The organism is Pseudomonas pohangensis (genome assembly GCF_900105995.1).
Lineage (GTDB): Bacteria > Pseudomonadota > Gammaproteobacteria > Pseudomonadales > Pseudomonadaceae > Aquipseudomonas > Aquipseudomonas pohangensis.
Window position 1 is genome coordinate 2,441,502 of record NZ_LT629785.1, and the last position, 26,066, is coordinate 2,467,567.

The following is a 26,066-nucleotide window of genomic DNA, read 5'->3' on the forward strand; positions in this document are numbered from 1 at the left end:
ACAGCGCGGGCTTGGCGCAATCCCCTGCAAGGAGAACATCCATGGAACAGCTATCCGGTGCCGACAACGTTTCGCTGCTTGGCGAGCGCGGCAATGTCTACAACCACGTTGGCGTGCTGATGATTTATGACACCACCACCGCTCCCGGCGGGAGTGTGCGTTACAAGGACATTCTCCAGCACTTCGAGGACCGCCTGTACCTGAATCCGGTTTTCCGCCGCCATCTGGAAATCACCCCGCTGGGGCTGGATCGCCCTTATCTGGTGGCAGACTCACTGATTGATGTCGAGTACCACATCCGCCATATCGCCTTGCCCGAGCCGGGTGACTGGCGACAGCTGATGATCCAGGTCGCCCGCCTGCACTCGCGCCCGCTGGACCGTACGCGCCCGCTGTGGGAGGTGTACGTCATCGAGGGGCTGGACAATATTCCGAACCTGCCCAAAGGCGCCTTTGCCATCTTTCTGAAGATTCACCATGCCGTTGTCGACGGCATGGCCGCCGTCCACCTGCTGACTCAACTGCATACCCTCACGCCGGAGCCTGTCGACACGCTCAACATCCGTTCCACCATTGATGCAGACTACAGCCCGTCAAACTATGAACTGCTGTCGCGGACCGTCAGCAACGGCGTCGAGCGGATCAGCAAGCTGGCAAGGTTTGGTTTCAATGGTACGGCCAGGCTGCTTGCGGCAGGCAAGGAGCAGCTCGCACGCCTCAACGAACTGGACAGCCTGTCTCTAGGCAGCCTTACCGGCGGACTTCTGCCGGCAAAGGCGCCGCACACGCGCTTCAGTGAGAAGGTTTCCCGCAACCGGGTGGTGGAAGGCTTTGGCATGCCCCTTTCACGGATCAGGCGTATTCGCGAAAAAGTCCCCGGCAGCAGCCTCAACGACATTTTCATCTGCGTCGCCAGCGGGGCGGTACGCAAGTACCTGGAAGCCAAAGGCGAGCTGCCGGAACAGTCACTCATGTCGCTCATGCCGATTTCCCTGCGCACCGATGCTTCTGCTGGCGGCAATGATGTCAGCGGCGTACAGGTGAAAATCTGCTCGGACATTGCCGACCCCATAGAACGCCTGAAAGCCGTGCATCACGAAACCAGGGCAAGCAAGACCCAGGCAGAAAAAATGGGTCTGGACATGCTGAAAAACCTGCTCGAGGTGATGCCGGCCATGCTGGTCGACAGTCTGATACGCAGGTTGATTCTGCCCACGATCAACATCGCCACCTCCAACGTGCGCGGCCCGGACAAACCGCTCTATCTGGCGGGCGCCAAGGCCATGTGCATGTACCCGGTGAGCATTCCGGCGGACGGCGCCGGGCTCAATTTCACCGGAGTCAGCTATAACGGCGTGATGTGGGTGTCCATGGTCTCCTGCCGCAAGATGCTGCCCGACCCGGCGTTGATGCTGGCCTGCATGACCGAAGCCTGGAGCGAGCTGCTGATAGCCGCAGATCACCTGCCTGATCCTGCACTCCAGACGAAGGCACGGCCTGCCCGACGCAGCCGGGCCGCCGTCCGTCGCAAGTAATCACTGCAGGGCGCCGGCACGTGGCCTAAGCGATTGAATGTCAGGATAAAAATATCCTGATGGGTTGACACAACGGAGGCTCGCTAGAATAATGCGCGCCACAAATGGCAACGTAGCTCAGTTGGTTAGAGCACGGCATTCATAATGCTGGGGTCGGTGGTTCAAGTCCACTCGTTGCTACCATACAAATCAAAGGCTTACCTTCGGGTAGGCCTTTGTTGTTTCTGGGGTAGTGACTACCCCTTGCCTACAACGCCTTACCCATGAGCAACGAGAGGTTCAATTTCATGCTCGATCCGCTCACCGTTAGTAGCCATCGTAGTCGCCAAGGCGTACTCCATCTGCAGGTTCATCCAGAACTGCGCCGAGGTGTCGAAGTACCGAGCAAGCCGTATAGCAACGTCTGCTGTGATGCCGCGACGCTCAAGGGCAATATCATTGATAGTCGGCGCAGACACCTTCAAGTTGCGAGCCAATGCAGCCGGGGTAATGCCCAGGGGCTCCAGGTACTCTTCCCGCAAAACTTCGCCCGGATGTATTGGGCGCATTCCGTTAATAATCATGGCGCAGCCTCCTTAGTGGTAATCGACGATTTCAACTTCAGTGGGGCCAGCATCCGTCCACACGAAGCAGATCCGCCATTGATCATTGATCCTGATGCTATGTTGACCATCCCTGTTGCCATGCAATGGCTCTAACCGATTGCCGGGAGGTGAACGCAAATCACGCAATTCTGTCGCGGCATGAAGCATCAATAACTTTCTCGTTGCGACCCTTAAAACACCGCCCCATCGGCGGGACTCTCCAGAATCAAACAGCGACTGTGTATCACTACACTTGAAGCTCAGGATCACAAATTAACCCTTAACGTTATTCGTTAACGTATTGCATTATTGAACCAACTGAGGGATCCGTCAACAGGCAACAGCATGCCCACTCTGAACCAATGGCGAAAGACGCAAAGCTGACTCCAGGTGATCAAGCGTATGGCCTATGGCTTTAGGGACTCGGACTACTTCTTCATGAAAATCAAGGCCGCCTTCCCCGGGAAAGTGCGATGAACCTTTTTCTTTGCCTGCGGTTCAAGCCGCCACGCGGCGGCCCGGCCGCCAGTTGGCCAGCAGCAAACCACTGAAGATCAACGCCGCGCCGGCCCAGTGAAAACCCTGCAATGACTCGTCCAGCAAGGCCCAGCTGAGCACGGCGGCAAACACCGGCATCAGGTAATTGCTCAAGCCAACGCGGGAGGCGCCCAGCACCTTGATCCCGTAATTCCACGCCAGGTAGGCAAACAGGGAGGCGAATACAGCGGTATAGGCGATCGCGGCCAGATTGCTCATTGATGGTTCGAAAAGCTGCCCCCGCCAGAGCTCCAGCAGATAGAACGGCAGCAACAGCGGAATGCCCAGCGCAATCAGCGCTGCCATCAGCGACAGCGGTGCTATTGCCGCCAAGGTGGCTGACCAACGCCGCAACAGCAGCGAATAGAGTGCCCAGTCGAGTATCGAAAGCAGAACCCACAGGTCACCCTGACGGAACTGCAGATTACGCAGTTTCTCCCAGCTGCCCGTACTGATCAGCACCAGCAAGCCGGCGGCGGCGAGCAGCATGCCATACCAGGCACGGCGCACCGGCCACTCGCCGAGCAGCACACCGGCCCCCAGAAAAAGCACCAGCGGCAGGCAGGTATTGAGCAGGGTCATGTTGATCGCGGTAGTGGTCTGGGCCGCGTGGTAGAGCATGCTGCTGTAACCGGCGATGGCCAGCCCGGCGAGCACCACCAGCTGCGGTGCGGTTTTTAGCAGCAGCCGGCGCTGGCGCCAGAGCGGAACGGCAACAAAGGGCAGCAACAGGATCAACGCCAGTACCCAGCGCCAGAATGCCAGGCTCATGGGCGGTATGGCCTCATGGAAAGCCCGTGCCACCAGCGCATTGCCGGCCCAGAAGAGACTGCCCAGTATCAGGCCGAGCCAGGCCAGTGCCGCGCTGTCGGTGCGCGCCGGTGAATCCGTCATGGTGCACGCAAGCGATACTGCGCAGGCAGCTGATCGATATTGTTGATAGTGACGTTGAGGCTTTTCCAGATGCCGTTCTTGATGCTGTAGATGCAGCCATGAATGGCCAGCGCCTGCCCTCGCCGCCAGGCATTCTGCACAATGGTGGTGTGGCTGACATTGGCGACCTGCTGGATCACGTTCAGCTCGCACAGGCGGTCCACGCGGGCCTCTTCGTCCGGGAACTGCGCCAGGTGATCACGCTGCTCATAATACAGATCGCGAATCGAGCGCAACCAGCCGTCAATCAGGCCCAGCTGGGCATCCTGCATGGCGGCACGTACACCGCCACAGCCATAGTGCCCGGTCACCAGAATGTGCTGCACCTTGAGCACATCCACTGCGTACTGGATGACCGAGAGACAGTTGAGATCGGTGTGCAGCACCACGTTGGCTACGTTGCGGTGCACGAACAGGTCGCCCGGCAACAGGCCGACAATTTCGTTGGCCGGTACCCGCGCATCGGAACAGCCGATCCACAGATATTCGGGTACCTGCTGATTGGCCAGCTTGGCGAAAAACTGCGGATCCTCTTCGTTGATCGACTCTGCCCAACGGGCATTGTTGTCGATCAATTCCTGTAAATCGCTCATTGCTAGCTTCCTTTAAACTGATTGTTGCACCCCTGGAATGGCAACCCGGTTTGGACAAGTCGCCAAGTGCAAAGGTCACAGACGGGCATGGCGACGCCACCACCCGTTAAGCGCCGCCGGCTCGGCGAGTGCCTGCTGTTGCCAATGCGCATGCCAGCTTTCGGCCTCCAGTTGCATGGCTCGCCAGTCAGGCTCTGCCTTCTGCAATTGCGCCAGCAAGCGGGCTTCCAGCTGGTCACGACTGGCCTGCAGCGCATGACGAAAATCCGCATCAGCCAGTGCCCGCCGGTGTACCGGCTCGAAACGCCACCAGCGACTCTGCGCAACCGGCTGAGCAACATCACTGAGCAGGTCGGCGCCGGCACCGACGGCAAACGCCAGTGGCTGGAACAGACCCAGGCAAGGCGCAGAGGTCGCGGTAGCCAGCATTTGCGGCGACCCCGCTCCCAGCCGGGCAATCAGGCTGGCCGTGGTTTGCGAGGGCCGCCAGAAGCTGCCGGCATGCATGCAAACCTGCCGGTTATTGTGCCGCGCAAAATCTTCACCGCGTTGACCATGGCTGCGCAAGGCCGCAGCAAGCTCCTGCCAGCCGGCAGTTGCCGGACAGCTCGCCAGAAACTGCTGATTCATGGCGCGGCGCTGATGCGCTCCGCCAATCCACGGCAGCAGGCGCGTATCGAAGGCCCGGGCAAAATGAAAATCACCCTTGCCATTCCAGCAGCCCAGCTTTCTGGCCTGTCCGGGCAAGTCCTGGCTGCTCAGGTCGAATTCATGGCCGAGACTCAGCGCGTTGGAAATCGCCCAGCGTTCGACCTTCTTCGCCGCCCAGAGACTACCTGCGGTTTCCAGTACCCAGGCTTCCTCTGGGTCAGCCAGCAGAAAGCTGCTGTCATAGCGGAAGTGTTTGTCTCGGTAACCGCCAGGCCCGGCCTGCCCATACCTTTGCAGATGTTCGCTGATCACCGCGATACCTTCGCGCGCCGTGCCGGCCCGCTCCAGCGCCAGACGCAACAGGTCCATGCCGAGCAACGCTTCGCCTTTCTTCGCCGTCAGGCGGGTGAAGACCGCCTCGTTGCCGATGGCCAGACCCCGCTCGTTCACACCCATCTCGGCACCCCAGATCCAGCTGGGCTGGCTGAGAATCACTGCGTGCCGATCGGCTGTCTGCGCTACGTCAATATAGGTCGTACGCACCTGACGGGTTGCATCCCCGCAGACCGCAGGCAGCCGCAACAGGCGCTGGGGCTCGGCCGCCTCGCGATCACTGTTCTTCGCCAGCCAGCTGACGCCCGCTTGCCGCAGCACCAGCGTGTCACACATGCCATCCTCCCGGACCGCTTCGCGCTTTCTGCCTGATCATCTGCCAATAGTAGGCCTATCCGGCGGCCACACAGAAAAAAGCCAGTACCCCGGGGCACTGGCCAGTGTCATTTCCCATATCCAGCAACCGCATAGCCGGGCTGGCAGCCCGCAGCCATAGCCTATTACTCAGCCCCGCTTCTCCAGCGGCAGCTTGTGCAATGTCGCCATACTGGCGGAGCGCTGACTCAGGTAGCGGGTACAGCTGACGCGCAGGAAGGAGGCGAAATTGACCACATCACCACGATAATCCATTACCTCGTCATACAACTTGGTAATCAGCTGGTTGGTGGTCATGCCATCGACTTCGGCAATCTCGCGCAGAATGTCCCAGAACTGGTTTTCCAGCCGCAGGGTAGTAACCACCCCGCGGATACGCAGTGAACGCGAGCGCGATTCATAGAGGATCGGATCCGCCTTTACATAGAGCTCACACATCGCGTTCTCCTCGATTTAGCCCAGCACTTTCAGAAATGCCGCCAGCCAGGCCGGATGCGCCGGCCAGGCCGGAGCCGTGACCAGATTGCCGTCAACATGCACGGCATCCACCGGCACTTCAACATACTCGCCCCCGGCCAGACGTACTTCCGGCGCGCAGGCCGGATACGCGCTGCAGGAGCGACCCTTGAGCACACCGGCGGCGGCCAGCAACTGGGCACCGTGGCAGACGGCAGCAATCGGTTTGTTGGCCGCCGCAAAGGCCTGCACCAGCGCAATGACCTGCTGATTCAGACGCAGATACTCGGGAGAGCGGCCGCCGGGCACTACCAGCGCATCATAGTCCTCGGCACGTACGGCATCGAAGGCGAAGTTGAGCACGAAGTTATGCCCCGGCTTCTCACTGTAGGTCTGGTCGCCTTCGAAATCGTGGATCGCCGTGCGCACGCTGTCACCCGCCTGCTTGCCCGGGCAAACCGCGTGCACGGTATGCCCCACCATCTGTAGCGCCTGGAACGGCACCATCATCTCGTAGTCTTCGACGTAATCACCGGTCAGGATCAGTATCTTTCTGGCTGTCATGGTTGTAGCTCCTGTAGGGGATGGAAGTAGCAACAGTCTCATGCAGCATGGCAGGCGGCGGGTAACAACCGGGTACTACAGACATAAAAAACCCCGCACGAGACGGGGTTTATTTATAGCAGCAAGCTTACAGGGGCTTGCCGCGGTTGCCGTGCTGGCTGACGAACTGCTGCACGGTTTGCAGGTCATTGGCCAGCACCGTACAGCGTTCATCGCGCTGGAACAGGTCAGCCAGATGCGCTGGCAGGGCCAGTGCCCGGGAGATACCGGCCTTTTCAACGGCTTCAGGAAACTTGACCGGATGGGCAGTACCCAGAATCACCATCGGCGTGGCCAGACTGCGGCGGCACTCACGCGCCGCACGCACGCCGATGGCCGTGTGCGGGTCGAGCAGTTCGCCACACTCCTGATAGACCTCGGCAATGGTGGCGCAGGTTTGCGCATCATCTACAGCCAGCGAGTCGAACAGCTTGCGTGCTTCGGTCCAGCGTTCCTCACTCACTGATAGCTTGCCGCTGGCCTTGAAGTTGTCCATCAGCCCGGACAAGGCCAAGCCGTTGCGCCCATGCAGATCGAACAGCAGACGCTCGAAATTCGACGACACCATGATGTCCATCGACGGCGACAGCGACGGGTGCAGGGTGTCCTTGTCGTAGCGGTTGCCCGACATGAAGCGGTGCAGGATGTCGTTGCGGTTGGTGGCGACGATCAGCTGGCTGATCGGCAGGCCCATGTTGCGCGCCAGATAGCCGGCAAAAATATCGCCGAAGTTGCCGGTCGGTACCGAGAAGGCGATCGAGCGCGCCGGTCCGCCCAGCTGCAATGCCGCATAAAAGTAGTAGACGATCTGGGCCATGATCCGCGCCCAGTTGATCGAGTTGACGGCTACCAGCCGGGTGCCCTTGAGGAAAGACTGGTCGGCGAAGCTGGCCTTGACCATTTCCTGGCAATCATCGAAGTTGCCTTCGATGGCGATGTTGTGGATGTTGTCGCCGAAGATGGTGGTCATCTGCCGGCGTTGCACCTCGGACACGCGGTTGTGCGGGTGCATGATGAAGATGTCGACGTTATCGCAGGCTTTACAGCCCTCGATAGCCGCCGAACCGGTATCACCGGAAGTGGCACCCATGATCACCACACGCTCGTTGCGCCTGGCGAGGATGTGATCGAGCAGGCGACCGAGCAGTTGCAGGGCGAAATCCTTGAACGCCAGGGTCGGGCCGTGGAACAGTTCCAGCACCCACTCGTTGCCATGCAGCTGACGCAGTGGCGCTACCGCGCTGTGCTCGAACACCGCGTAGGTTTCTTCGAGAATCTGCTTGAAGTCGGCATCCGCAATGCTGCCGGCAACAAACGGGCGCATCACCCGAAAGGCCAACTCGTGATAGGGCAAGCCGGCCCAGGAAGCAATTTCCTCCTGAGTGAAACGCGGCAGGTTTTCCGGCACATAGAGGCCGCCGTCAGAAGCCAGACCGGCCAGCAGTACGTCTTCGAAATTCAGGGCCGGTGCCTGGCCACGGGTGCTGATATAACGCATGTTGTCTGCCTTTGTTAATTCAGATGCTCAACGCGGATACGCATCACCGGACCGGCCACATCATTGAGTGCCTCCAGCGCAGCGATCGCATCATTCATGCACTGCTCGGTGACCCGGTGGGTCAGCAGGATCATCGGCACCAGGCCGTCATGCTCTTCGGCTTCCTTCTGCATCACCGACTCGATATTGATGCCGCGTGCCGACAGGATGCTGGCAACCTGGGCCAGCACACCGGGATGGTCCTTGGCCTGTACGCGCAGGTAGTAGGCGCTCTCGCACTCGCTGATCGGCAGGATCGGGTGATCGGACAACGCATCAGCCTGGAAGGCCAGGTGTGGCACGCGGTTCTGCGGGTCGGTGGTCAGTGCACGCACCACGTCTACCAGATCGGCGACCACTGAAGAAGCGGTCGGCTCCATGCCGGCACCGGCGCCGTAGAACAGGGTACTGCCGGCGGCATCGGCGTTGACCATCACCGCGTTCATCACGCCATTGACGTTGGCGATCAGGCGATCGGCGGGAATCAGCGTCGGGTGTACGCGCAACTCGATGCCGCGCTCGGTACGGCGGGCTACGCCCAGATGCTTGATGCGATAACCCAGCGCCTCGGCATAACCGACATCGGCACTGGTCAGCCGGGTGATGCCCTCGGTGTAGGCCTTGTCGAACTGCAGGGGAATACCAAAGGCGATCGAGGCGAGAATCGTCAGCTTGTGCGCCGCATCGATACCTTCCACGTCGAAAGTCGGATCCGCCTCGGCATAGCCCAGCGCCTGGGCTTCCGTAAGCACATCGGCAAACGGACGGCCCTTCTCGCGCATTTCGCTGAGAATGAAATTACCGGTACCGTTGATGATCCCGGCGACCCAGTTGATGCGGTTGGCAGACAGGCCTTCGCGAATCGCCTTGATCACCGGAATGCCTCCGGCCACTGCAGCTTCGAAGGCGACAATCACGCCTTTCGCACGTGCCTTGGCAAAGATCTCGTTGCCATGCACGGCAATCAGCGCCTTGTTCGCCGTGACCACATGCTTGCCATTCTCGATGGCCTTGAGCACCAGCTCGCGGGCCACCGTATCGCCACCAATCAGTTCGATGACAATGTCGATTTCCGGATTGTTGGCAATATCGAAAATATCGGCAGTCACAGGGGTGGTGCCGGTTGCGCACAGGGGATTGGCACGCCGGGCGCCAATCTGCGCCACTTCGATGCCACGCCCGGCGCGGCGGGCAATCTCTTCAGCGTTGCGTTTGAGTACGTTATAGGTACCGCCACCGACAGTACCCAGCCCACAGATGCCCACTTTGACCGGTTTCACGCTGAAGCTCCCCATCCTTTCTGCACGAAGCGGCCGGGCAATGCCCGGCCGCTGATTGAAGGTCTGCACACATTACGAAGGCGGGGATTTTACGTCAAATCAGCGCCCGTGGACGGGTTATTTGGCCTTCAGTGCCAACTCGGCAAGCTGGGGCGCCGGCTGGTAGCCGGGAATCAGCTGGCCATTTTCCAGAACGATGGCCGGTGTGCCATTCACACCGATCATCTGGCCCAGCTCGTATTGCCTGGCCACCGGGTTGTCACAGGTAGCTGCGGGCACTTCCTTGCGCAACTTGGCCAGATTCATTGCCGCCTGGCGATCCTTGCTGCACCAGACGCTGACCAGCGTGTTGTAGCCATGGCTGTCGATACCCTGACGAGGGAAGGCCATATAGCGTACTTCGATACCCAGCCGATTGAGTTCGGGCACTTCGGCATGCAGTTTCTGGCAGTAGCCGCAATCGGTATCGGTGAACACGGTGATATGGGTTTTCGGCTTTTCCGGAGCAAACACCACCATTTCGGACACCGGAACCTTGGCCAGCAATTGTGCGGTTTCTGCACTGGCGTGTTGCTCGGTCAGATTGACTACATCGCCATCTTTCATCTGATACAGATTGCCCTGCAGCAGGAACTGCCCGTCAGCGCTGGCGTAAAGCAAACGCCCGCCCTTGAGCTGGACCTGAAACATCCCCGGCATGGCACTTTCAGCAATGGTTTCGATCGGCAGATCAGGCTGGATAGTACTGAGGGTTTTTCGAATGGCCTGATCAGGGTCTGCAGCATGGGTAACGGTAGTGGAAAGTGCCAGCATCAGACCGGCAGACAGGGGTAGAAAACGCATGAAAAACTCCTCTGATTGATCGGCGAAGCCTACCACAGACGCCTTAAAAACCTTGCCCGGCAGATGGTTACTGCAGATTACAACTCAGCCGCGCGGATGGTGCCGCGCGTGCAATTCCTGCAGCCGGGCGCGGGCCACATGGGTATAGATCTGCGTGGTGGACAGGTCGCTGTGACCCAGCAGCATCTGTACCACCCGCAAGTCAGCCCCATGATTGAGCAGATGGGTGGCAAAGGCATGGCGCAACGTATGCGGCGAGAGTGGCTTGCTGATGCCCGCGACTCTTGCATGCAGCTTGATGCGATGCCAGAAGGTCTGCCGGGTCATCTGTTCGGCACGCAGACTGGGAAACAGCACACTGCTCGACTTGCCGCCCAGCAACTGCCCACGCGCTTCCAGCTGGTAACGCTGCAGCCAGGCAATGGCCTCCTCGCCCAACGGTACCAGGCGTTCCTTGCCGCCCTTGCCGAATACGCGTAACACCCCCTGGCGCAGGTTGACCTGTTCCAGAGTCAGCGAAACCAGTTCGGTGACGCGCAACCCGCAGGCATAGAGCACTTCAAGCATGGCGCGATCGCGCAGACCCAGCGCCTCTGCCACATCCGGGGCTGCCAGCAACGCCTCGACATCCGCCTCGCTGAGTGACTTGGGCAACGGGCGACCGAGCTCCGGCAGTGCCACCTGCAAGGTAGGATCCAGCTGAATCAGGCCTTCACGCAGCAGAAAACGGTAGAACCCGCGCAGACAGGACAAAAAGCGCGCCGTGGAGCGGGCGCTGTAACCTTGCGCCAAGCGCCAGGCCAGATGATCCAGTATCATGTCGCGACTCACCCCGGCCAGCGGCACATCACGTTCGCTCACCCAGGCATGAAAATGACCGATATCGCTGCGGTACGCCGCCCGGGTATGGGCTGACAAACCCTTCTCCAGCCACTGGGCTTCCAGAAAGCGATCAAGCAGAGGGTGATCCAGGGTTGGCATGCTAGCTGTTCATCCGTTCAATGCATGCGTAGTCTTTCACAGCCCACTCCACTTACTCCAGCAACGCAGGTTTTTGATGAGCGAAATACAAATTCTTCTCGGCATCGGCGGCATCGGCGCGGCGTCCCTGGCGAGTCAATGGCTGGCCTGGCGCCTGCGCCTGCCGGCCATCCTGTTTCTCCTGCTGTGCGGCATCCTCGCCGGCCCGATGCTTGGCTGGCTGGATCCGGAACTGCTGTTTGGCGACCTGCTGTTTCCGATCGTCTCACTGGCCGTGGCACTGATCCTGTTTGAAGGCAGCCTGACCCTGCATCTTTCCGAGTGGAAAGAAATCGGCAGCGTAGTCCGGCGCATGGTCACCATAGGTGCACTCGCGACCTGGGTAGTGATTGCCGTAACCACCCACTACCTGCTGGATTTCTCCTGGGATCTGGCCATCCTGTTCGGCACCCTCACCCTGGTCACCGGCCCCACCGTGATCACCCCGATGCTGCGCGTGGTGCGCCCCAAGGCCTCGATTGCCAACATCCTGCGCTGGGAAGGCATCGTCATTGACCCGATCGGCGCCCTGCTGGCGGTCGTGGTGTTCAGCTTTATCGTCAGCCAGAGCAACGGTGAGGCGCTGAGCAGTAGCCTGGGCACCTTCGCGGCAGTGATCATCTGCGGCAGCTTCTTCGGTATCGCCGGCGGCTGGCTGTTCGGCCTCGGGCTGCGTCGTCACTGGCTGCCGGAATACCTGCAGAACCTCGGCGCCCTGGCTTCGGTCCTCGCCGTGTTCATCGCCTCCAACCTGCTGGTGCACGAGTCGGGCCTGCTGGCAGTCACCCTGATGGGCATGTGGCTGGCCAACATGCGCGGCGTGGATGTCAGACACATCCTGCACTTCAAGGAAAACCTCAGTGTCTTGCTGATTTCCGGCCTGTTCATCATCCTCGCCGCCCGCCTTGATCTCGCCGCCCTGATTGCCCTGGGCCCGGCCACGCTGATCTTGCTGGCAGTGATTCAACTCGTCGCGCGCCCGCTTACCGTTGCCGTAAGCACCATTGGCTCCAGCCTCAACTGGCGCGAACGGGCCCTGCTGTCCTGGATTGCCCCGCGCGGAATTGTCGCCGCTGCCGTGTCGGCCATCTTTGCCCAACGCCTGCTCGAGCATGGCGGTTATGAGCAGGCAGAGTTGCTGGTACCTCTGACCTTTCTGGTGATCATCGGCACCGTGGTGCTGCAGAGTGCCACTTCGCGCCCGCTGGCCAAGCTGCTCAAGGTCGACGAGCCGGCCTCTCGCGGCTTTCTCATCATCGGCGCCAACCCGGTTGCACGCGCCATCGGTAAAGCCCTGCAACAGAGCGGCTGGCGTCTGCTGCTGACCGACTCCAGCTGGGAAAACATCAAGGCTGCGCGAATGGATAACCTGCCTACCTACTTCGGCAACCCGGCATCGCAGCACGCCGACGCCAACCTCGACCTGATCGGGCTGGGACAACTACTCGCGCTATCACCATCCAGCGAACTGAATACGCTGGCCTGCACCCGTTTCCGGCCGGAATTTCGCAGCCAGAATCTGTACAGCCTGCCAAACCAGAAAGAGCAACAGCTCAGCGACAAGCACCGTGCCAGCCATGAACACCGCGGCCAGCCGCTTGGCTTTCCCACGCGCACCTACGGCCAGCTGGCCAGTGTCCTGTCCAAGGGCGGCAGCATCCGCACCACTACCCTGTCCGACAGTTTTGGCTGGGATGATTACCAGGCATTGCACGGCAACCGCGCTACCCTGCTGATGGCCACGGACCCGCGGGACTGGATTCATATTGCCAGTGCCGAACTGAGCTTCACACCGGGCCCTGACTGGGTTCTGCTGTCGCTGATCGAGGCACAACCCCTGGACAACAAGGCTGCGGAAGATAGCGCCGGCAAGGAAACCGCCAAAAGCGAGCGTCCGAAAGCGCCCAAGGCCGCCCGTTAGCAGGCCTGCAAGAGCACCAACCCGGACGCCTGAATACTTAGACCACCGCAGAGCGAGGCCCGCATGCAGGAAATTCAAATTCGCAATGACTCACCCGCTGCCGGGCTGATCAACCTGACCCATATCATCTATGGCCTGCACGCCTTTGCCATCGTCACCGGGATTGTCGGCAGCGCCACGATTGTCGGTTCTTTTCTCGGCAGCCTGCCGTCGATCCTGGCGGTGATCCTCAACTACGTAAAACGCAGCGAAACCCGCGGCACCTGGCTGGAAAGCCATTTCAGCTGGCAGATCCGCACCTTCTGGTTCGCCCTGCTGTGGGTATGCATTGCCGTGGCGCTGGCCCTGACCATCATTGCCTTGCCCTTGACCCTGTGCATCCTGGTTGGTCTGACCCTGTGGGTGATTTACCGCATCGGTCGTGGCTGGCTGGCCCTCAATGCGCAGCGCACGGTTCCCTGAAGCAGCCCGTCAGCTTTCTCCAGGCACAAAAAAAGCAGCCGGCTGGCTGCTTTTTTTGTTGCGGTAAGCCGGATTAGACCAGCTTTTCCTTGATACGTGCAGCCTTGCCGGACAGTGCGCGCAGGTAGTACAGCTTGGCCTTGCGTACGTCACCGCGACGCTTGACGGACAGACTGTCAACCAGCGGCGAATAAGTCTGGAAAGTACGCTCCACACCAACACCGTTGGAAATCTTGCGTACAGTGAAAGCACTGTTGAGGCCACGGTTGCGCTTGGCAATCACGACGCCTTCGAAGGCCTGCAGACGCGAACGGTCGCCTTCCTTCACTTTTACCTGAACGATGACAGTGTCACCCGGTGCAAAAGGGGGAACCACTTTGCTCATCTGTTCAGCTTCGATCTGCTGAATAATCTTGTTGGTCATGCTGTGCTCCTGAGACAGGCCCGGCCTGCCATCGATACGTTAACTATCGTTCCGCTGGCGAAGGTATTCCGCCAACAGCTTTTGTTCTTCTCCAGAAAGCGAGCGGCTATCCAGAAGATCAGCGCGGCGTTCACAGGTACGTCCCAGGGACTGCTGCAAGCGCCAGCGCCGGATGTGTTCATGGTTGCCACTCATCAGCACCTCAGGAACACGCTTGCCTGCATACACCTCGGGTCGGGTGTAGTGCGGGCAATCGAGCAGGCCATCCGTAAAGGAGTCCTCCTCAGCGGAGTCCGCATGGCCCAGGGCCCCCGGAAGCAACCGCGTTACCGCATCAATCAGCACCATGGCCGGCAGCTCACCGCCGGACAATACGTAATCGCCAATCGACCATTCTTCATCCACGTGCGCTTCAATAAAGCGCTCATCGATGCCTTCATAACGTCCGGCAATCAGGATCAGTGTCTGTTCCTGTGCCAGTTGCTGCACCGCAGCCTGTGTCAGCTTGCGGCCTTGCGGCGACAGGTAAATAACCTTCGCCTTGGCGCCTGCAGCGTGTCTGGCATCTGCCAGTGCGCGCTCCAGCGGCCCGATCTTCATCACCATGCCGGGGCCACCGCCAAACGGGCGATCATCCACGGTCTGGTGCCGGTCTTCGGTGTAGCTGCGCGGGTTGCGGCAGGTCAACTGCAGCAAGCCCTGCTTCACCGCCCGGCTGGTTATGCCGTAATCACTGATGGCCGCAAACATCTCCGGAAAGATGCTGATGACCTCAACCTGCAAACCTTTCATGCTGCTCAGAAGTCCGCATCCCAATCGACGCGCATTTCTGCAGCCTGCAGATCAATCGACTGCACACATTGCCCGGTATAGGGCAACAGGCGTTCGCGATCATCCAGACTACCGGCACAGGGCCGCACCACCATGACGTCATTGGCACCGGTTTCCAGCAGATGGTCGATCTGGCCGAGCAATTGCCCTTGCAGATCAATAACCTTCAGACCTTGCAACTGGTACCAGTAAAATTCGCCATCCTTGAGAGACGGCAACTGGCTGCGCGGTACACAAACATCAAAGCCCGCAAAACTGCGGGCCTCTTCGCGATCATCCAGTCCCTTGATCTTGACCACCAGAAACTTGCCTTGCAGGCGTCCGCTGGCCAGTTCGACCTGCCGGCTGTCGCCGTCACGGCGCAAAGTCCAGCGCGGGTAGTCAAGCAGGTTGTCTATCGGATCGGTAAAGGAATACACCTTCACCTCTCCTCGCACGCCATGCACACTGTAGATCTTGCCAAGAACGATCAGATCCTCGGCCGCGGCTGGCGATGCGCTCATGGAATGCTTAAGCAGCAGCCTTGGCCGCATCCTTCAACAACTGGGCAACGCGATCGGAAAGCTGTGCGCCCTGGCTTACCCAGTAATCCACACGCTCCTGATTTACCGAAAGACGCGTTTCAGCGCCGGCAGCCACAGGATTGAAGAAACCAACGCGCTCTTTGAAGCGGCCATCGCGCGCATTGCGGCTATCGGTAACGGTGAGGTGATAAAAAGGGCGCTTTTTGGAGCCACCACGGGCAAGACGGATGGTTAGCATTGGGCATCGTTCCTATAGTCAGTGCTTTGCGAGCGAAATATTCGCCGAGGCTTGAGGGCCCCGAAAGGCCGCACATTCTAAGGATTATCCGGCCAATTGCAAACCCCTATTTCCAGCCGGCTATCGATTACTGCCCTTACATCTTCGGCATGCCACCGCCGGGCAGCATCCCGCCCATGCCACGCATCATCTTGGCCATGCCACCCTTGGCTGTAAATTTCTTCATCATCTTCTGCATTTGCTTGTGTTGCTTGATCAGCTTGCCGACGTCCTGCACCTGGGTGCCGGAGCCCATGGCGATCCGCCGCTTGCGTGAGCCGCTGATAACTTCCGGGTCGCGCCGCTCCAGCGGCGTCATCGAGTTGATGATCGCTTCCATCTGCTTGAACTGCTTCTCGGCAACACCCTGGGCATTGCCCATCTGCGCCAGATTGACACCACCCATGCTGGGCAGCTTGTCCATCAGGCCGCCGAGACCACCCATGTTCTTCATCTGCTGTAGCTGGTCACGGAAATCCTCGAGATCGAAGCCTTTGCCCTTTTTCAGCTTTTTGGTGAGCTTTTCGGCTTTTTCCTTGTCCAGCGTCTGCTCGGCCTGTTCGATCAGGCTGAGCACATCGCCCATGCCCAGTATCCGCGAGGCAATCCGGTCCGGATGGAAGGGATCCAGCGCGTCACTCTTTTCGCCCATGCCGAGGAACTTGATCGGCTTGCCGGTGATGGCCCGAACCGAAAGCGCCGCACCACCACGGGCATCGCCATCAACCTTGGTCAGAATCACCCCGGTCAGCGGCAGCGCCTCATTGAAGGCCTGCGCGGTATTGGCCGCGTCCTGGCCGGTCATGGCATCCACCACGAACAGGGTTTCCACCGGCTTGATTGCCCGGTGCAAGGCCTGGATCTCGCCCATCATCTCTGCATCTATATGCAGGCGACCGGCGGTATCGACCAGTACCACATCGATAAACTGCAGCTTCGCCTCACGAATCGCGGCCTCGGCGATAGCTACCGGTTTCTGGCTGAGATCGGACGGGAAAAAGGTCACGCCTACTTCAGCCGCCAGCGTCTCGAGCTGCTTGATCGCGGCCGGACGGTAAACGTCAGCCGAAACCACCATCACACTTTTCTTCTTGCGCTCCTTGAGGAAGCGCGCCAGCTTGCCGACGGTGGTGGTCTTGCCCGCGCCCTGCAGGCCGGCCATCAGAATCACCGCCGGCGGTGTGGCGTTCAGCTGCAAATCTTCGTTGGCCGCGCCCATCAGCTGCTCGAGCTCGGCGCGAACCACTTTCACAAAAGCCTGGCCCGGGGTCAGACTCCTCGACACCTCGGTGCCTACCGCGCGCTCCTTGATCTTGTTGACGAACTCCTTGACCACCGGCAGCGCCACATCGGCCTCCAGCAGCGCCATGCGCACTTCACGCAGGGTGTCCTTGATATTGTCTTCGCTGAGCCTGGCTTTGCCGGTGACAGTGCGCAGCGTTTGCGACAGGCGATCGGTGAGATTGTCGAACATGCAGGCTCCTTCGAGAGCTGGACTACTTCAAAGCGCCAAGTATACCCAAGAGCCACGGGTGCCAACACCGCCGGCGGTCTTTCGTCAGCGGGTGGTTGTATGCCACACTGAGTCTCTTTAGAGCCCGTCATTCCGGACTTATGCAACCTCTTCTTTTCAGCCTTATCGCCGCCGGTGTCTATGCCGTGGCTTCCACCTATCAAGGTACGCAGCTGTTCAAGCGCAGCGCGCCCGATCGCCGCATCCTGGCTGGCCTGGGCGTCATTGCCCTGTGCGCGCAACTGGTCTGCCTTTATCTGCAGCTGATTATCCCCAACGGGCTGGCACTGGACTTTTTCAACGCTGCCAGCCTGATCGCCGCAGCCGTCATCCTGCTGGTCCTGCTGGCCTACCAGCGCATGCCGGTGGAAAACCTGCTGTTGCTGCTGTATCCGCTGGGAATGCTCAGTGTTTTGCTGGCACAGTTCATTCCGGGCGGCACCAGCGAGCCCATCAACGAACAGCCGGGCATTCTGGCGCACATCGTGCTGTCCATACTGGCCTATGGCCTGCTGACCCTCGCCGTATTCCAGGCCCTGCTGCTGTTGCTTCAGGATCACCAGCTGAAGAACAAGCATCCGTCCGGCCTGATCCGCAATTTCCCGCCGCTGCAAACCATGGAAAGTCTGCTGTTCGGCTTTCTCTGGGCCGGCTGGGGCCTGCTCTCGCTTTCGCTGCTCTCCGGCTGGCTGTTTGTCGAAGACCTGCTGGCCCAGCATCTGGCGCACAAGACCCTGCTTTCCTGCTTTGCCTGGCTGGTATTCGGCGTCCTGCTGTGGGGCCGCCAGCAACTCGGCTGGCGCGGCCACAAGGCGATCCGCTGGACACTTGCCGGCTTCTGCCTGCTGATGCTGGCCTATTTCGGCAGCAAGCTGGTTCGCGAATTCATTCTGCATATCTGAGAAACAGCGTGGACGAATCCCAAACAGGCCCGTTACTTGGCTTGCTCGTATTTCTGATCATCTGCTCGGCATTCTTTTCCAGCTCGGAAACCGGAATGCTCAGCCTCAACCGTTACCGCTTGCGCCATCTCGCCCGTGAAGGCCACAAGGGCGCACGCCGCGCGTCCCGGCTGCTGGAACGTCCGGACCGCCTGCTCGGCACCATTCTGGTCGGCAATAATGTAGTAAATATTCTGGCCGCCTCGATTGCCACCGTGCTTGCTGTCGATCTCTGGGGTGAAGCCGGCATTGCGATTTCCACGGTCGCGCTGACCATCGTGGTGCTGATCTTTGGCGAAATCACGCCAAAGACCCTGGCCGCCCTGCGCCCGGAAAGCATTGCCTTTCCCGCCAGTCATCTGTTGTTGCTGCTGCAACGCCTGCTGTATCCGGTGGTCTGGCTCACCGGCATGGTCAGCAACGGCCTGCTGCGCCTGTTCGGTATTGATCCCGCGCAACGCGGCTCCGACTCACTTTCGACTGCAGAACTGCGCAGCATCGTGCGCGAGTCCGGCAGCGAGCTGCCGCTCAACCGGCAGAACATGCTGCTCAGCGTACTGGATCTGGAAACGGTGACGGTCAACGACATCATGATCCCGCGCAACGAGGTCTACGGCATCGACCTGGACGATCCGCTGGAACATATCATCGAGCAGCTGCGTACCACCTCGCACACCCGCCTGCCGGTATTCCGCGGCGACATAAATCAGATTGAGGGCGTGGTGCACATGCGCCAGATTGCCCGCCTGCTGAGCCAGAACCAGCTGACCAAGGATGCCCTGCTGGCCGCCAGCAGCCAGCCCTACTTCGTTCCGGAAAGCACACCGTTATCGACCCAGCTGATCAACTTCCAGAAACAGAAGCGTCGCATCGGCATAGTCGTGGACGAGTACGGCGAGGTAATCGGCGTTGCCACTCTGGAAGACATTCTCGAAGAGATCGTTGGCGAGTTCACTGCGCAAAGCCCGGCTCAGCAAAGCGAGATAGAGCCGCAGGATGATGGCAGCTTTATTATCGAAGGCACCATCAACCTGCGCGACCTGAATCGTCAGCTCGACTGGCACCTGCCCTGCGATGGCCCGAAAACCCTGAACGGGCTGGTCACCGAAGCCCTGGAAAGCATCCCCGAAAACAGCGTCTGCCTGCAGATCGGCCCTTACCGGCTGGAAATCCTGCAGGTCACCGAAAGTCGGGTTAGTCGCGTGCGCGCCTGGAAAATCAGCAAATCAACCGCGCCGCAAAGTTCCGAGCAGTAACCCGGACAAGACTTCGGCCCAGACCCGGTAGCCGAGCGCAGACGGGTGGTAGCCGTCATGCGCCATATATGCCGGGGTGAACTCGAGCGTGACCCGACAGTGGCTGGCCGAAAGCTGCCCGGCCACCTCGCCCAGCTGGGAGTCCAGCATGTACGCGCGCCAGCCAAGCATCTTGCGCAACAGCCATGGCAGGGCCGAAAAGTGCTGCATGGGCGGAACCGAAGTAAAGGCTACCCGGCAATCTGCTGCTGCAAAGGGTTGCGCCAACGCTTCAAGCGCGGCCTGCCAGCGACGCCTCGAACTGAAATGCGTGGTGTCGTTGACGCCGAACACCAGCAGCACCAGATCGAAATGCTCCGCGGCCACCTGCGGCAGCAGGCGCTCGACCGCCTCGCTGGCGGTAATGCCGTTTTCCCCCAGCGCCTGCCAGGCAACTGGTCGCTGCAAGCGCATCGCCAGCTGCCCGGCCAGCTGCCCGGCCAGCGCTTCCTGCTGACTGCCAACCCCGACTCCGGCTACCGTCGATTCTCCGACCAGCAACAGACGCAGCGGCTCGCCATCAAAGCTGCCGGCGATACCGGCCTGGGGCCCGCTGGCCGGCGACAGCCGTATGGCGCGCCGCCTGGTGAACAGCGCCTGCGGCAACAGAATGGGTAGCAGTGCGACCAACAGTAGCCACCAGCCAAAACTGGCCAGTCGCCTCATAACTCGACCCGAATTGCCCGTGCTACCCGACAGGCTTTCTGCCGCGCCTGCTCAACCGACTCGTCACGCGCCAGCGCCACACCCATGCGTCGTTGCCCGCTGACTTCCGGCTTGCCAAACAGGCGTAGTGCCGTATCCGGCTCAGCCAGGGCCGCATCAAGATTCCCGAAGCTGACGCTGCTGGATTCGCCTTCGACCAGAATTACCGCCGAAGCGGCAGGGCCGAGCTGGCGTACCTGCGGGATCGGCAAGCCGAGAATCGCCCGGGCATGCAGGGCAAACTCGGACAGGTCCTGTGAAATCAGCGTGACCAGGCCGGTGTCGTGCGGCCGCGGTGAAACCTCACTGAACCAGACCTGCTCATCCCTGACGAACAGCTCGACACCGAACAGGCCGCGGCCACCCAGCGCTTCGGTGACGGCGCGGGCAATGCGTTCGGACTCTTCCAGCGCGCCGGCATTCATCACCTGCGGCTGCCAGGACTCATGGTAATCCCCACGCACCTGGCGATGCCCGACCGGCGCACAAAAGGTCGTGCCAGCGGCATGCCTTACCGTCAGCAGGGTGATTTCGTAATCGAAGTCGATAAAGCCCTCGATGATCACCCGCCCCTTGCCGGCGCGCCCGCCTTGCTGGGCATAGTCCCAGGCAGCCTGCAGATCATCCGCCGACTTGAGCAGCGACTGGCCCTTGCCGGAAGAACTCATGATCGGCTTGACCACACAGGGGTAACCCAGCTTTGCGGCGGCTTCGGCATAGTCTGCGTAGTTGTCGGCGAAGTAGAACGGCGAGGTCGGCAAGCCCAGATCCTCGGCGGCCAGACGGCGGATGCCTTCGCGATTCATGGTCAGACTGGCCGCACGGGCCGTAGGTATCACGGTATAGCCTTCGGCCTCCAGCTCCAGCAGGGTGTCGGTGGCGATGGCTTCTATTTCGGGCACGATGTAGTGCGGATTTTCCAGCTCGATCACCGCGCGCAACGCCTGGCCATCGAGCATGCTGAGCACATGGCTGCGGTGTGCCACCTGCATCGCCGGAGCATTGGCGTAACGATCAACGGCAATCACTTCGCAGCCGAAACGCTGCAGCTCGATCGCCACCTCCTTGCCCAGCTCACCGGAACCGCAGAGCAGGACCCGGACCGCTGTCGGCGAAAGTGGTGTTCCTATACGTGGCATTGCCTTGTCCCTCTGCTAGCAACCGATGAATTGAGCATAACTTTCAGCGCCGGGCACGCGAAAGGCTATGACGTTCGCATGATCTGCCCGCCGGTCACGGCACGCTGATGACAACGCTGCAGCACAACGCGGCGCTCGGCATTGTCCATGCGCCCCCAGCGGGTAATTTCGTCTGCCGAACGCTGGCAGCCGATACAGATGTCCTGCTCGTCCAGCGCGCAGATCGCCACGCACGGAGAGGCCAGCGGACGTTCGCCCTGCTGCATCAGTCGCTTTGCTCGACCAGTTCACGCGCATAGCGCCGGGCATTCTGCACATAGTGTTCGGCACTGGCCTTGAGCATCAGCTTCTGCGCATCGTTGAGCTCGCGCACCACCTTGCCCGGGGAGCCGACCACCAGACTGCCATCGGGGATTTCCTTGCCTTCACCCACCAGCGTATTGGCGCCGATGATGCAGTTTTTGCCGATCTTCGCCCCATTGAGGATCACCGCGTTGATGCCGATCAGGCTGTAATCGCCGACCGTGCAGCCATGCAGCATGGCGTTATGCCCAATGGTCACGCCCTTGCCCAGAGTCAGCGGGCTGCCCATATCGGTATGCATCACCGTGCCATCCTGCACATTGCTGTCTTCACCGATATGGATCAGTTCATTGTCGCCACGCAACACGGCGCCGAACCAGACACTGGCGCCCTTCTCCAGACGAACCTTGCCGATCACACTGGCATCGGGAGCAATCCAGCTGTCGGCATGACAATCCACTTCGGCAGTGCCCAGACGGTACTTCATGCAAGCATCCTCATTCAGTTTCAACGCAGTTTGACAAAAGATTCCGGTGGCTCGTGCAAGGCGATGCCGGCATCGAACAGCAGGTTGACCAGTTCCACCACCATGATGGCGGTCAGGCCCCAGATTTTGTAATCCTCGTAACGGTAGCTGGGTACATACCAGCTACGCCCCTGATAATCGATACGGTGGGTCATTTCGCGCGGATCGGCGCAGAAAAACTCCAGCGGCACATTGAACACCGCCGCAATCTCGGCATCGTTGGGCAGGTAGTCAAAGTAGTCCGGCACGAAACCGACATAAGGCGTGACCTTGATGCCGTAACGCGACACCAGTGCCGTCAGCGGCCCGACCACCTCGACCAGACCAGGCGCCAGACCGATTTCCTCCTGCGCTTCACGCAGGGCGGTATGGATCAGGTCGCGATCTTCCGGATCACGCCGGCCGCCGGGAAACGCCACCTCACCACCATGGGTCGACAAACCGCTGGCGCGCAGCGTCAGCACCAGCTCGGGTGACTCGCTACGGGTAATCGGTATCAGCACCGCCGCCTCGGGAAAGCACGGATCAACCTCGAAGGTTTGTGGCGAATAGCCCTGAATGCGGCGGAACATCTCGTCCAGCATGAATCTTCTCGAATTTATTCTCTGCTCTGCATGATGGCATGAAGGTGACAAGCGCCCAAGCCCCCGCAACAGATTGCGCCGATATCGCCGCTGCGCCTTGTCGATGACCCGCACAACGTTCAAGATTCCCCATCGCTAAGGAGTCCAGATGAAATTCTGCAGCCAATGTGGCAACCCGCTCAGCCAGAAAATCCCGCAGGGGGACAACCGCCTGCGGCATGTCTGCGACCAGTGCCAGACCATCCATTACCAGAACCCGCGCATCGTCGCCGGCTGCCTGCCGGTGTGGCAGCAGCAGGTATTGCTGTGCCGCAGGGCGATTCAGCCGCGCTATGGCTTGTGGACCCTGCCGGCCGGCTTCATGGAAAACGGCGAGACGGTCGAGCAGGCGGCCATCCGCGAAACCCTTGAGGAAGCCTGCGCGCGGGTACGCAAGCTCAGTCTGTACACACTGTTTGACCTGCCGCATATCAATCAGGTGTATATGCTGTTCCGCGCCGAACTGGCCGATCTGGACTTTGCTGCCGGGGAGGAAAGCCTGGAAGTACAACTCTTCGATGAAGCAGACATCCCTTGGTCAGAGCTGGCTTTCCCGACCATCGGGCGTACTTTAGAATACTTCTTCGCTGACCGGCAGACCGAGCTCTACCCGTTGCGCAACGAATCGATCGGCCCGCCTCCGGGTCACCACAAGAAAGTCTGATGTCCGCCTGAAGGGTTCCTGATGCACCTGTCTATCCGCTGTCTGCTGGCTGTGCTGTTCCTGTGCGTTGCCACCTGTGCCAACGCCAATGCCAGCCCGACACTTGACGGCAAACCGGTGGACAAGGTGCTGGTACTCAAATCCGAACGCAAGCTGCAGTTGCTGCACCGTGGCCAGGTGCTCAAGTCCTATCGCATATCCCTGGGCAAGCAACCCAAGGGGCCGAAATTCCGCGAAGGCGACAACCGCACCCCGGAAGGCTTCTACTGGATCGACTGGCGCAAGACCAGCGAGAACTACAACCTGTCGCTGCATGTCTCCTACCCGAATGCCAATGACCGTGCAGCCGCTACGGCCAAAGGCCTGGCGCCGGGTGGCATGATCATGGTGCATGGCACACCGGTGAGTGAGGACTACCCGGAGTGGTATTTCCACACCCTGGACTGGACCAATGGCTGCATAGCCATGAAAAATGGCGACATGCGCGAGGTCTGGGGCCTGGTCAGGGATGGCACGCTGATCGAAATCCGCCCCTGATCAGACCGGCAGGTCGGCCAGGCGCCAGACCTCATACGCCGGGGTCTCGTAGGGATGGGCCTGCAGCAAGGCTTTTACTGCAGACTGGATCAACCCGTCAGCGACAACCAGTTCGACTTTCCACTCCTGTACCTGCTCAAGCTGCCCGCTTTGGCCAATATACGGCTGACTGCCGGACAACGGGCGAAACTGCCCCAGACCAAGGGTTTGCCAGCAGCAACTGTCGTAAGCGCCAATCAAGCCGCCGCCAGCGGCAAATACCGCTGACTTGACCGTCTGCAGATGGCTTTCCGGCACAAAAAAACACAGCTTGTACATGACCACTTGCTCCTCGCAGGACGAACAGCTGCTGGTGTATCGCATCCATGGCAACCGCTTCAGCCGCCTGCTCACAGACCAGCAGAACGACAGGGTCGTGGGAAGTCAGCGAATAAACAACGCCACCTGATTGCGCCCTGCCTGCTTGGCGCTGTACAGCGCCAGATCGGCATTTTTCGACAGCATCTTGCCGTCTTCACTGCCCTGCAGCTCGGCTATACCACAACTGAAGGTGCAAAACAGATCCTGCGGCTGCGCCGGATGCAGTATCTCGGCAAAGTGCTGGCGTATTTCCTCGATCACCTTCAGCGCTGAAGCTGCGGCCGTGTCCGGCAACACCACGGCAAACTCCTCGCCACCATAGCGGCCGATAAAGTCGGTCTTGCGCAAGCGCTGCTTGAGAAACACGGCCAGGCTTTTGATGACGCGGTCGCCCACCGGATGACCATAGGTATCGTTGACCTTCTTGAAGAAGTCGATATCCAGCATGGCAAAACTCAACGGGCGGGCCGTACGCCGAGCGCGGCCGCAAGCATCTTCAAGCAATTGCAGGATATGCGTGTGGTTGTACAGGCCGGTAAGACTGTCGCGCACCATCAGCGCATGCAGGCTCCGCGCCCGTGCGGCGCGCTGACGCACGGTTGCAATCAGGTGTCGTGGCTTGATGGGTTTGGTAATGAAATCATCAGCGCCCTCGCCCATGGCATCCAGCTGTTTGTCGAGGTCGCCTTCGGCAGAGAGAAAAATGATCGGCACGCTGACATAGCGCTCGCTCTGGCGAATCACCTTGGCCAGTTCGGGCCCGCTGCAGCGCGGCATATACATGTCGAGGATGATCAGATCGGGTTGAAATTCGGCCAGCTCGCTCATCACCCTGTTCGGCTCATGGAGGGTGCTGGTAACCATACCGGCGCTGTTCAGCGCGCGCTCGGTAAAGGATGCCTGGGCACGCGAGTCATCCACCACCAGTACCTTGTAGGGCTCGAAATGGGCAATTCTGGTCAGCCGCTCGATGCACTCAAGCACAATGGACGCGTCAATCGTACCGGTAAAAAACGCCTGACCACCGGCACACACCGCGCTAAGGCGGGTCTGCGTGTCGGCGTCTTGACGGCTGAAAAACAGCAACGGCAACCTGGCCGCACTGCCTTGCTGCAACGCCTGGGCGAAGCGCAGGCCGCAGTCTTGGCCGGTAAAGTCGACATCCAGAACAATCGCCGCCGGATGCCGCACTGCCAGTGCGGAATTAAAGCCGTCGAGACTGTCAAAGACCTGCGTGAACAAGCCGAATGACTGCAGCTGCATACTCAGCCGCTTGCTCGCCAGCGGATCTTGCAGGGCAACATAGATCGGCCGGCGCAAGGCCGGCAACACGACTTCCTCAAGCTCGTCATGGTGGCGCAGGCCGGTACGCGACAAACGCTGCATGAGCAGATTGAGTTCGGCAATCACTTCGCTATAGAGGCGGCCTTTATTGTCGGCCACGGCGTTCAGGCAGTGGTTGATGCCCGTAGCCAGCTGGCTGTGCTCGGCTTGTTCGAAGCGCTGCGCATAACGCAGCAGCAGGCGATTGCTTTCAACCAGTGCGGCCATTTCCTGCGCGTTCCAGACACCCGACTGCAGACGCTGCCACAGCTCGAGGGTCATCCTGGCCTGATGGATGACCCGGCGGGCAAAGTGGCGCTTGAGGTGATTGCTGCGGGGCTGGCTCTGATCGTGCATGGTCTGGCTGAATCCGCTGATCTGCGCAAAAGAGTGGGGCAATGCTAGCACCACTCTGCAG

The 26,066-nt window shown here is 60.2% G+C and carries 30 protein-coding genes and 1 tRNA gene; 8 read left to right on the forward strand and 23 right to left on the reverse strand.

All coding sequences use genetic code 11. From position 1 onward, the window contains the following. Positions 1 to 41 precede the first annotated feature (41 nt). Together BLT89_RS11490 and BLT89_RS11495 are read left to right on the forward strand one after the other, a co-directional pair. Positions 42 to 1,535 (forward strand): wax ester/triacylglycerol synthase family O-acyltransferase, encoded by a 1,494-nt coding sequence (locus BLT89_RS11490; protein ID WP_090195324.1) that lies wholly within the window; start codon positions 42 to 44, stop codon positions 1,533 to 1,535. A 106-nt stretch (positions 1,536 to 1,641) separates the two neighbouring features. Beyond that, a tRNA-Met gene (locus BLT89_RS11495) sits at positions 1,642 to 1,718 on the forward strand. Between the two features lie 74 nt (positions 1,719 to 1,792). Here BLT89_RS11495 and BLT89_RS11500 read toward each other — a convergent pair. From BLT89_RS11500 to xerD, 11 genes are all read right to left on the reverse strand, one after another. Continuing rightward, positions 1,793 to 2,098, reverse strand: a complete 306-nt coding sequence (locus BLT89_RS11500; RefSeq protein ID WP_090195327.1) for a HigA family addiction module antitoxin — start codon at positions 2,096 to 2,098, stop codon at positions 1,793 to 1,795. 12 nt (positions 2,099 to 2,110) lie between these two features. Beyond that, positions 2,111 to 2,389, reverse strand: coding sequence for a type II toxin-antitoxin system RelE/ParE family toxin (locus BLT89_RS11505; protein ID WP_090195330.1), 279 nt, complete (start codon positions 2,387 to 2,389; stop codon positions 2,111 to 2,113). A gap of 228 nt (positions 2,390 to 2,617) precedes the next feature. After that, on the reverse strand, positions 2,618 to 3,550 hold the full coding sequence (locus BLT89_RS11510; RefSeq protein ID WP_090195332.1) for a DMT family transporter: 933 nt from the start codon (positions 3,548 to 3,550) through the stop codon (positions 2,618 to 2,620). Next, complete coding sequence (gene can / locus BLT89_RS11515; RefSeq protein WP_090195335.1) at positions 3,547 to 4,182, reverse strand: carbonate dehydratase; 636 nt, start codon at positions 4,180 to 4,182, stop codon at positions 3,547 to 3,549. The genes BLT89_RS11510 and can overlap by 4 nt, the downstream gene beginning before the upstream one ends. Positions 4,183 to 4,257: 75 nt before the next feature. Continuing rightward, positions 4,258 to 5,502: a C69 family dipeptidase gene (locus tag BLT89_RS11520; protein WP_090195338.1), complete on the reverse strand. Its 1,245-nt coding sequence runs from the start codon at positions 5,500 to 5,502 to the stop codon at positions 4,258 to 4,260. Positions 5,503 to 5,670: 168 nt separating this feature from the next. After that, positions 5,671 to 5,979, reverse strand: coding sequence for a ribbon-helix-helix domain-containing protein (locus BLT89_RS11525; protein ID WP_090195344.1), 309 nt, complete (start codon positions 5,977 to 5,979; stop codon positions 5,671 to 5,673). 15 nt (positions 5,980 to 5,994) lie between these two features. Continuing rightward, entirely contained in the window at positions 5,995 to 6,561 is a 567-nt protein-coding gene (locus BLT89_RS11530) for a DJ-1/PfpI family protein (protein WP_090195347.1), read from the reverse strand. A 127-nt stretch (positions 6,562 to 6,688) separates the two neighbouring features. Beyond that, positions 6,689 to 8,098, reverse strand: coding sequence for a threonine synthase (thrC, locus tag BLT89_RS11535; RefSeq protein ID WP_090195350.1), 1,410 nt, complete (start codon positions 8,096 to 8,098; stop codon positions 6,689 to 6,691). A 14-nt stretch (positions 8,099 to 8,112) separates the two neighbouring features. Continuing rightward, entirely contained in the window at positions 8,113 to 9,417 is a 1,305-nt protein-coding gene (locus BLT89_RS11540; protein ID WP_090198964.1) for a homoserine dehydrogenase, read from the reverse strand. A 117-nt stretch (positions 9,418 to 9,534) separates the two neighbouring features. After that, positions 9,535 to 10,260 carry a DsbC family protein gene (locus tag BLT89_RS11545; protein WP_090195352.1) on the reverse strand — a complete coding sequence of 242 codons (726 nt, stop codon included), beginning with the start codon at positions 10,258 to 10,260 and terminating at the stop codon, positions 9,535 to 9,537. 84 nt (positions 10,261 to 10,344) lie between these two features. Continuing rightward, the gene (gene xerD, locus BLT89_RS11550; protein WP_090195355.1) at positions 10,345 to 11,241 is read right to left on the reverse strand and encodes a site-specific tyrosine recombinase XerD; all 897 of its coding nucleotides are present in this window, start codon (positions 11,239 to 11,241) and stop codon (positions 10,345 to 10,347) included. 76 nt (positions 11,242 to 11,317) lie between these two features. Between xerD and BLT89_RS11555 the strand changes: the two genes are divergently transcribed. Both BLT89_RS11555 and BLT89_RS11560 read left to right on the forward strand, forming a co-directional pair. Continuing rightward, positions 11,318 to 13,201: a cation:proton antiporter gene (locus BLT89_RS11555; protein ID WP_090195358.1), complete on the forward strand. Its 1,884-nt coding sequence runs from the start codon at positions 11,318 to 11,320 to the stop codon at positions 13,199 to 13,201. Positions 13,202 to 13,264: 63 nt separating this feature from the next. Beyond that, the gene (locus BLT89_RS11560) at positions 13,265 to 13,663 is read left to right on the forward strand and encodes a DUF4870 family protein (protein ID WP_090195359.1); all 399 of its coding nucleotides are present in this window, start codon (positions 13,265 to 13,267) and stop codon (positions 13,661 to 13,663) included. 73 nt (positions 13,664 to 13,736) lie between these two features. On the opposite strand, the gene rplS is transcribed toward BLT89_RS11560, so the two are convergent. From rplS to ffh, 5 genes are all read right to left on the reverse strand, one after another. Beyond that, a complete protein-coding gene (rplS, locus tag BLT89_RS11565; RefSeq protein WP_090195361.1) occupies positions 13,737 to 14,087 on the reverse strand; it encodes a 50S ribosomal protein L19 in 351 nt (116 codons plus the stop codon). Positions 14,088 to 14,126: 39 nt separating this feature from the next. Beyond that, the gene (gene trmD / locus BLT89_RS11570; RefSeq protein WP_090195364.1) at positions 14,127 to 14,879 is read right to left on the reverse strand and encodes a tRNA (guanosine(37)-N1)-methyltransferase TrmD; all 753 of its coding nucleotides are present in this window, start codon (positions 14,877 to 14,879) and stop codon (positions 14,127 to 14,129) included. Between the two features lie 5 nt (positions 14,880 to 14,884). Beyond that, positions 14,885 to 15,421 (reverse strand): ribosome maturation factor RimM, encoded by a 537-nt coding sequence (gene rimM / locus BLT89_RS11575; protein WP_090195367.1) that lies wholly within the window; start codon positions 15,419 to 15,421, stop codon positions 14,885 to 14,887. A 7-nt stretch (positions 15,422 to 15,428) separates the two neighbouring features. After that, a complete protein-coding gene (gene rpsP, locus BLT89_RS11580; protein WP_090195370.1) occupies positions 15,429 to 15,680 on the reverse strand; it encodes a 30S ribosomal protein S16 in 252 nt (83 codons plus the stop codon). A 136-nt stretch (positions 15,681 to 15,816) separates the two neighbouring features. Continuing rightward, positions 15,817 to 17,193 (reverse strand): signal recognition particle protein, encoded by a 1,377-nt coding sequence (gene ffh, locus BLT89_RS11585; protein ID WP_090195373.1) that lies wholly within the window; start codon positions 17,191 to 17,193, stop codon positions 15,817 to 15,819. A gap of 140 nt (positions 17,194 to 17,333) precedes the next feature. Between ffh and BLT89_RS11590 the strand changes: the two genes are divergently transcribed. After that, on the forward strand, positions 17,334 to 18,134 hold the full coding sequence (locus BLT89_RS11590; RefSeq protein WP_090195376.1) for a cytochrome C assembly family protein: 801 nt from the start codon (positions 17,334 to 17,336) through the stop codon (positions 18,132 to 18,134). An 8-nt stretch (positions 18,135 to 18,142) separates the two neighbouring features. Continuing rightward, positions 18,143 to 19,429: an HlyC/CorC family transporter gene (locus BLT89_RS11595; RefSeq protein ID WP_090195380.1), complete on the forward strand. Its 1,287-nt coding sequence runs from the start codon at positions 18,143 to 18,145 to the stop codon at positions 19,427 to 19,429. Here the strand turns inward: BLT89_RS11595 and BLT89_RS11600 are convergent. From BLT89_RS11600 to BLT89_RS11620, 5 genes are all read right to left on the reverse strand, one after another. After that, entirely contained in the window at positions 19,400 to 20,134 is a 735-nt protein-coding gene (locus BLT89_RS11600) for an SGNH/GDSL hydrolase family protein (RefSeq protein WP_090195383.1), read from the reverse strand. The genes BLT89_RS11595 and BLT89_RS11600 overlap by 30 nt on opposite strands. Continuing rightward, on the reverse strand, positions 20,131 to 21,312 hold the full coding sequence (gene purT, locus BLT89_RS11605; protein ID WP_090195386.1) for a formate-dependent phosphoribosylglycinamide formyltransferase: 1,182 nt from the start codon (positions 21,310 to 21,312) through the stop codon (positions 20,131 to 20,133). The genes BLT89_RS11600 and purT overlap by 4 nt, the downstream gene beginning before the upstream one ends. Before the next feature lie 65 nt (positions 21,313 to 21,377). Beyond that, entirely contained in the window at positions 21,378 to 21,578 is a 201-nt protein-coding gene (locus tag BLT89_RS11610; protein WP_090195389.1) for a DUF1289 domain-containing protein, read from the reverse strand. Then, entirely contained in the window at positions 21,578 to 22,102 is a 525-nt protein-coding gene (locus tag BLT89_RS11615) for a gamma carbonic anhydrase family protein (protein WP_090195392.1), read from the reverse strand. The genes BLT89_RS11610 and BLT89_RS11615 overlap by 1 nt, the downstream gene beginning before the upstream one ends. A gap of 20 nt (positions 22,103 to 22,122) precedes the next feature. Continuing rightward, positions 22,123 to 22,725: a CoA pyrophosphatase gene (locus tag BLT89_RS11620; protein ID WP_090195395.1), complete on the reverse strand. Its 603-nt coding sequence runs from the start codon at positions 22,723 to 22,725 to the stop codon at positions 22,123 to 22,125. 148 nt (positions 22,726 to 22,873) lie between these two features. On the opposite strand from BLT89_RS11620, the gene BLT89_RS11625 reads away from it, so the two are divergent. Both BLT89_RS11625 and BLT89_RS11630 read left to right on the forward strand, forming a co-directional pair. After that, entirely contained in the window at positions 22,874 to 23,428 is a 555-nt protein-coding gene (locus BLT89_RS11625; RefSeq protein ID WP_090195398.1) for an NUDIX hydrolase, read from the forward strand. 33 nt (positions 23,429 to 23,461) lie between these two features. Continuing rightward, the gene (locus BLT89_RS11630; RefSeq protein ID WP_090198966.1) at positions 23,462 to 23,965 is read left to right on the forward strand and encodes a L,D-transpeptidase family protein; all 504 of its coding nucleotides are present in this window, start codon (positions 23,462 to 23,464) and stop codon (positions 23,963 to 23,965) included. On the opposite strand, the gene BLT89_RS11635 is transcribed toward BLT89_RS11630, so the two are convergent. Next, positions 23,966 to 24,283 (reverse strand): Nif3-like dinuclear metal center hexameric protein, encoded by a 318-nt coding sequence (locus tag BLT89_RS11635; protein ID WP_090195401.1) that lies wholly within the window; start codon positions 24,281 to 24,283, stop codon positions 23,966 to 23,968. Between the two features lie 105 nt (positions 24,284 to 24,388). Beyond that, positions 24,389 to 26,005 (reverse strand): GGDEF domain-containing response regulator, encoded by a 1,617-nt coding sequence (locus BLT89_RS11640; protein ID WP_090198968.1) that lies wholly within the window; start codon positions 26,003 to 26,005, stop codon positions 24,389 to 24,391. Between the last annotated feature and the right edge of the window lie 61 nt (positions 26,006 to 26,066).

Coding starts and splice junctions, on each gene's coding strand:
- BLT89_RS11490 (WP_090195324.1), top strand. CDS start 42: ATGGAACAGCTATCCGGTGCCGACAACGTTTCGCTGCTTGGCGAGCGC.
- BLT89_RS11500 (WP_090195327.1), bottom strand. CDS start 2,098: ATGATTATTAACGGAATGCGCCCAATACATCCGGGCGAAGTTTTGCGG.
- BLT89_RS11510 (WP_090195332.1), bottom strand. CDS start 3,550: ATGACGGATTCACCGGCGCGCACCGACAGCGCGGCACTGGCCTGGCTC.
- can (WP_090195335.1), bottom strand. CDS start 4,182: ATGAGCGATTTACAGGAATTGATCGACAACAATGCCCGTTGGGCAGAG.
- BLT89_RS11520 (WP_090195338.1), bottom strand. CDS start 5,502: ATGTGTGACACGCTGGTGCTGCGGCAAGCGGGCGTCAGCTGGCTGGCG.
- BLT89_RS11525 (WP_090195344.1), bottom strand. CDS start 5,979: ATGTGTGAGCTCTATGTAAAGGCGGATCCGATCCTCTATGAATCGCGC.
- BLT89_RS11530 (WP_090195347.1), bottom strand. CDS start 6,561: ATGACAGCCAGAAAGATACTGATCCTGACCGGTGATTACGTCGAAGAC.
- thrC (WP_090195350.1), bottom strand. CDS start 8,098: ATGCGTTATATCAGCACCCGTGGCCAGGCACCGGCCCTGAATTTCGAA.
- BLT89_RS11545 (WP_090195352.1), bottom strand. CDS start 10,260: ATGCGTTTTCTACCCCTGTCTGCCGGTCTGATGCTGGCACTTTCCACT.
- xerD (WP_090195355.1), bottom strand. CDS start 11,241: ATGCCAACCCTGGATCACCCTCTGCTTGATCGCTTTCTGGAAGCCCAG.
- BLT89_RS11555 (WP_090195358.1), top strand. CDS start 11,318: ATGAGCGAAATACAAATTCTTCTCGGCATCGGCGGCATCGGCGCGGCG.
- BLT89_RS11560 (WP_090195359.1), top strand. CDS start 13,265: ATGCAGGAAATTCAAATTCGCAATGACTCACCCGCTGCCGGGCTGATC.
- rplS (WP_090195361.1), bottom strand. CDS start 14,087: ATGACCAACAAGATTATTCAGCAGATCGAAGCTGAACAGATGAGCAAA.
- trmD (WP_090195364.1), bottom strand. CDS start 14,879: ATGAAAGGTTTGCAGGTTGAGGTCATCAGCATCTTTCCGGAGATGTTT.
- rimM (WP_090195367.1), bottom strand. CDS start 15,421: ATGAGCGCATCGCCAGCCGCGGCCGAGGATCTGATCGTTCTTGGCAAG.
- rpsP (WP_090195370.1), bottom strand. CDS start 15,680: ATGCTAACCATCCGTCTTGCCCGTGGTGGCTCCAAAAAGCGCCCTTTT.
- ffh (WP_090195373.1), bottom strand. CDS start 17,193: ATGTTCGACAATCTCACCGATCGCCTGTCGCAAACGCTGCGCACTGTC.
- BLT89_RS11590 (WP_090195376.1), top strand. CDS start 17,334: ATGCAACCTCTTCTTTTCAGCCTTATCGCCGCCGGTGTCTATGCCGTG.
- BLT89_RS11600 (WP_090195383.1), bottom strand. CDS start 20,134: ATGAGGCGACTGGCCAGTTTTGGCTGGTGGCTACTGTTGGTCGCACTG.
- purT (WP_090195386.1), bottom strand. CDS start 21,312: ATGCCACGTATAGGAACACCACTTTCGCCGACAGCGGTCCGGGTCCTG.
- BLT89_RS11610 (WP_090195389.1), bottom strand. CDS start 21,578: ATGCAGCAGGGCGAACGTCCGCTGGCCTCTCCGTGCGTGGCGATCTGC.
- BLT89_RS11615 (WP_090195392.1), bottom strand. CDS start 22,102: ATGAAGTACCGTCTGGGCACTGCCGAAGTGGATTGTCATGCCGACAGC.
- BLT89_RS11620 (WP_090195395.1), bottom strand. CDS start 22,725: ATGCTGGACGAGATGTTCCGCCGCATTCAGGGCTATTCGCCACAAACC.
- BLT89_RS11625 (WP_090195398.1), top strand. CDS start 22,874: ATGAAATTCTGCAGCCAATGTGGCAACCCGCTCAGCCAGAAAATCCCG.
- BLT89_RS11635 (WP_090195401.1), bottom strand. CDS start 24,283: ATGTACAAGCTGTGTTTTTTTGTGCCGGAAAGCCATCTGCAGACGGTC.
- BLT89_RS11640 (WP_090198968.1), bottom strand. CDS start 26,005: ATGCACGATCAGAGCCAGCCCCGCAGCAATCACCTCAAGCGCCACTTT.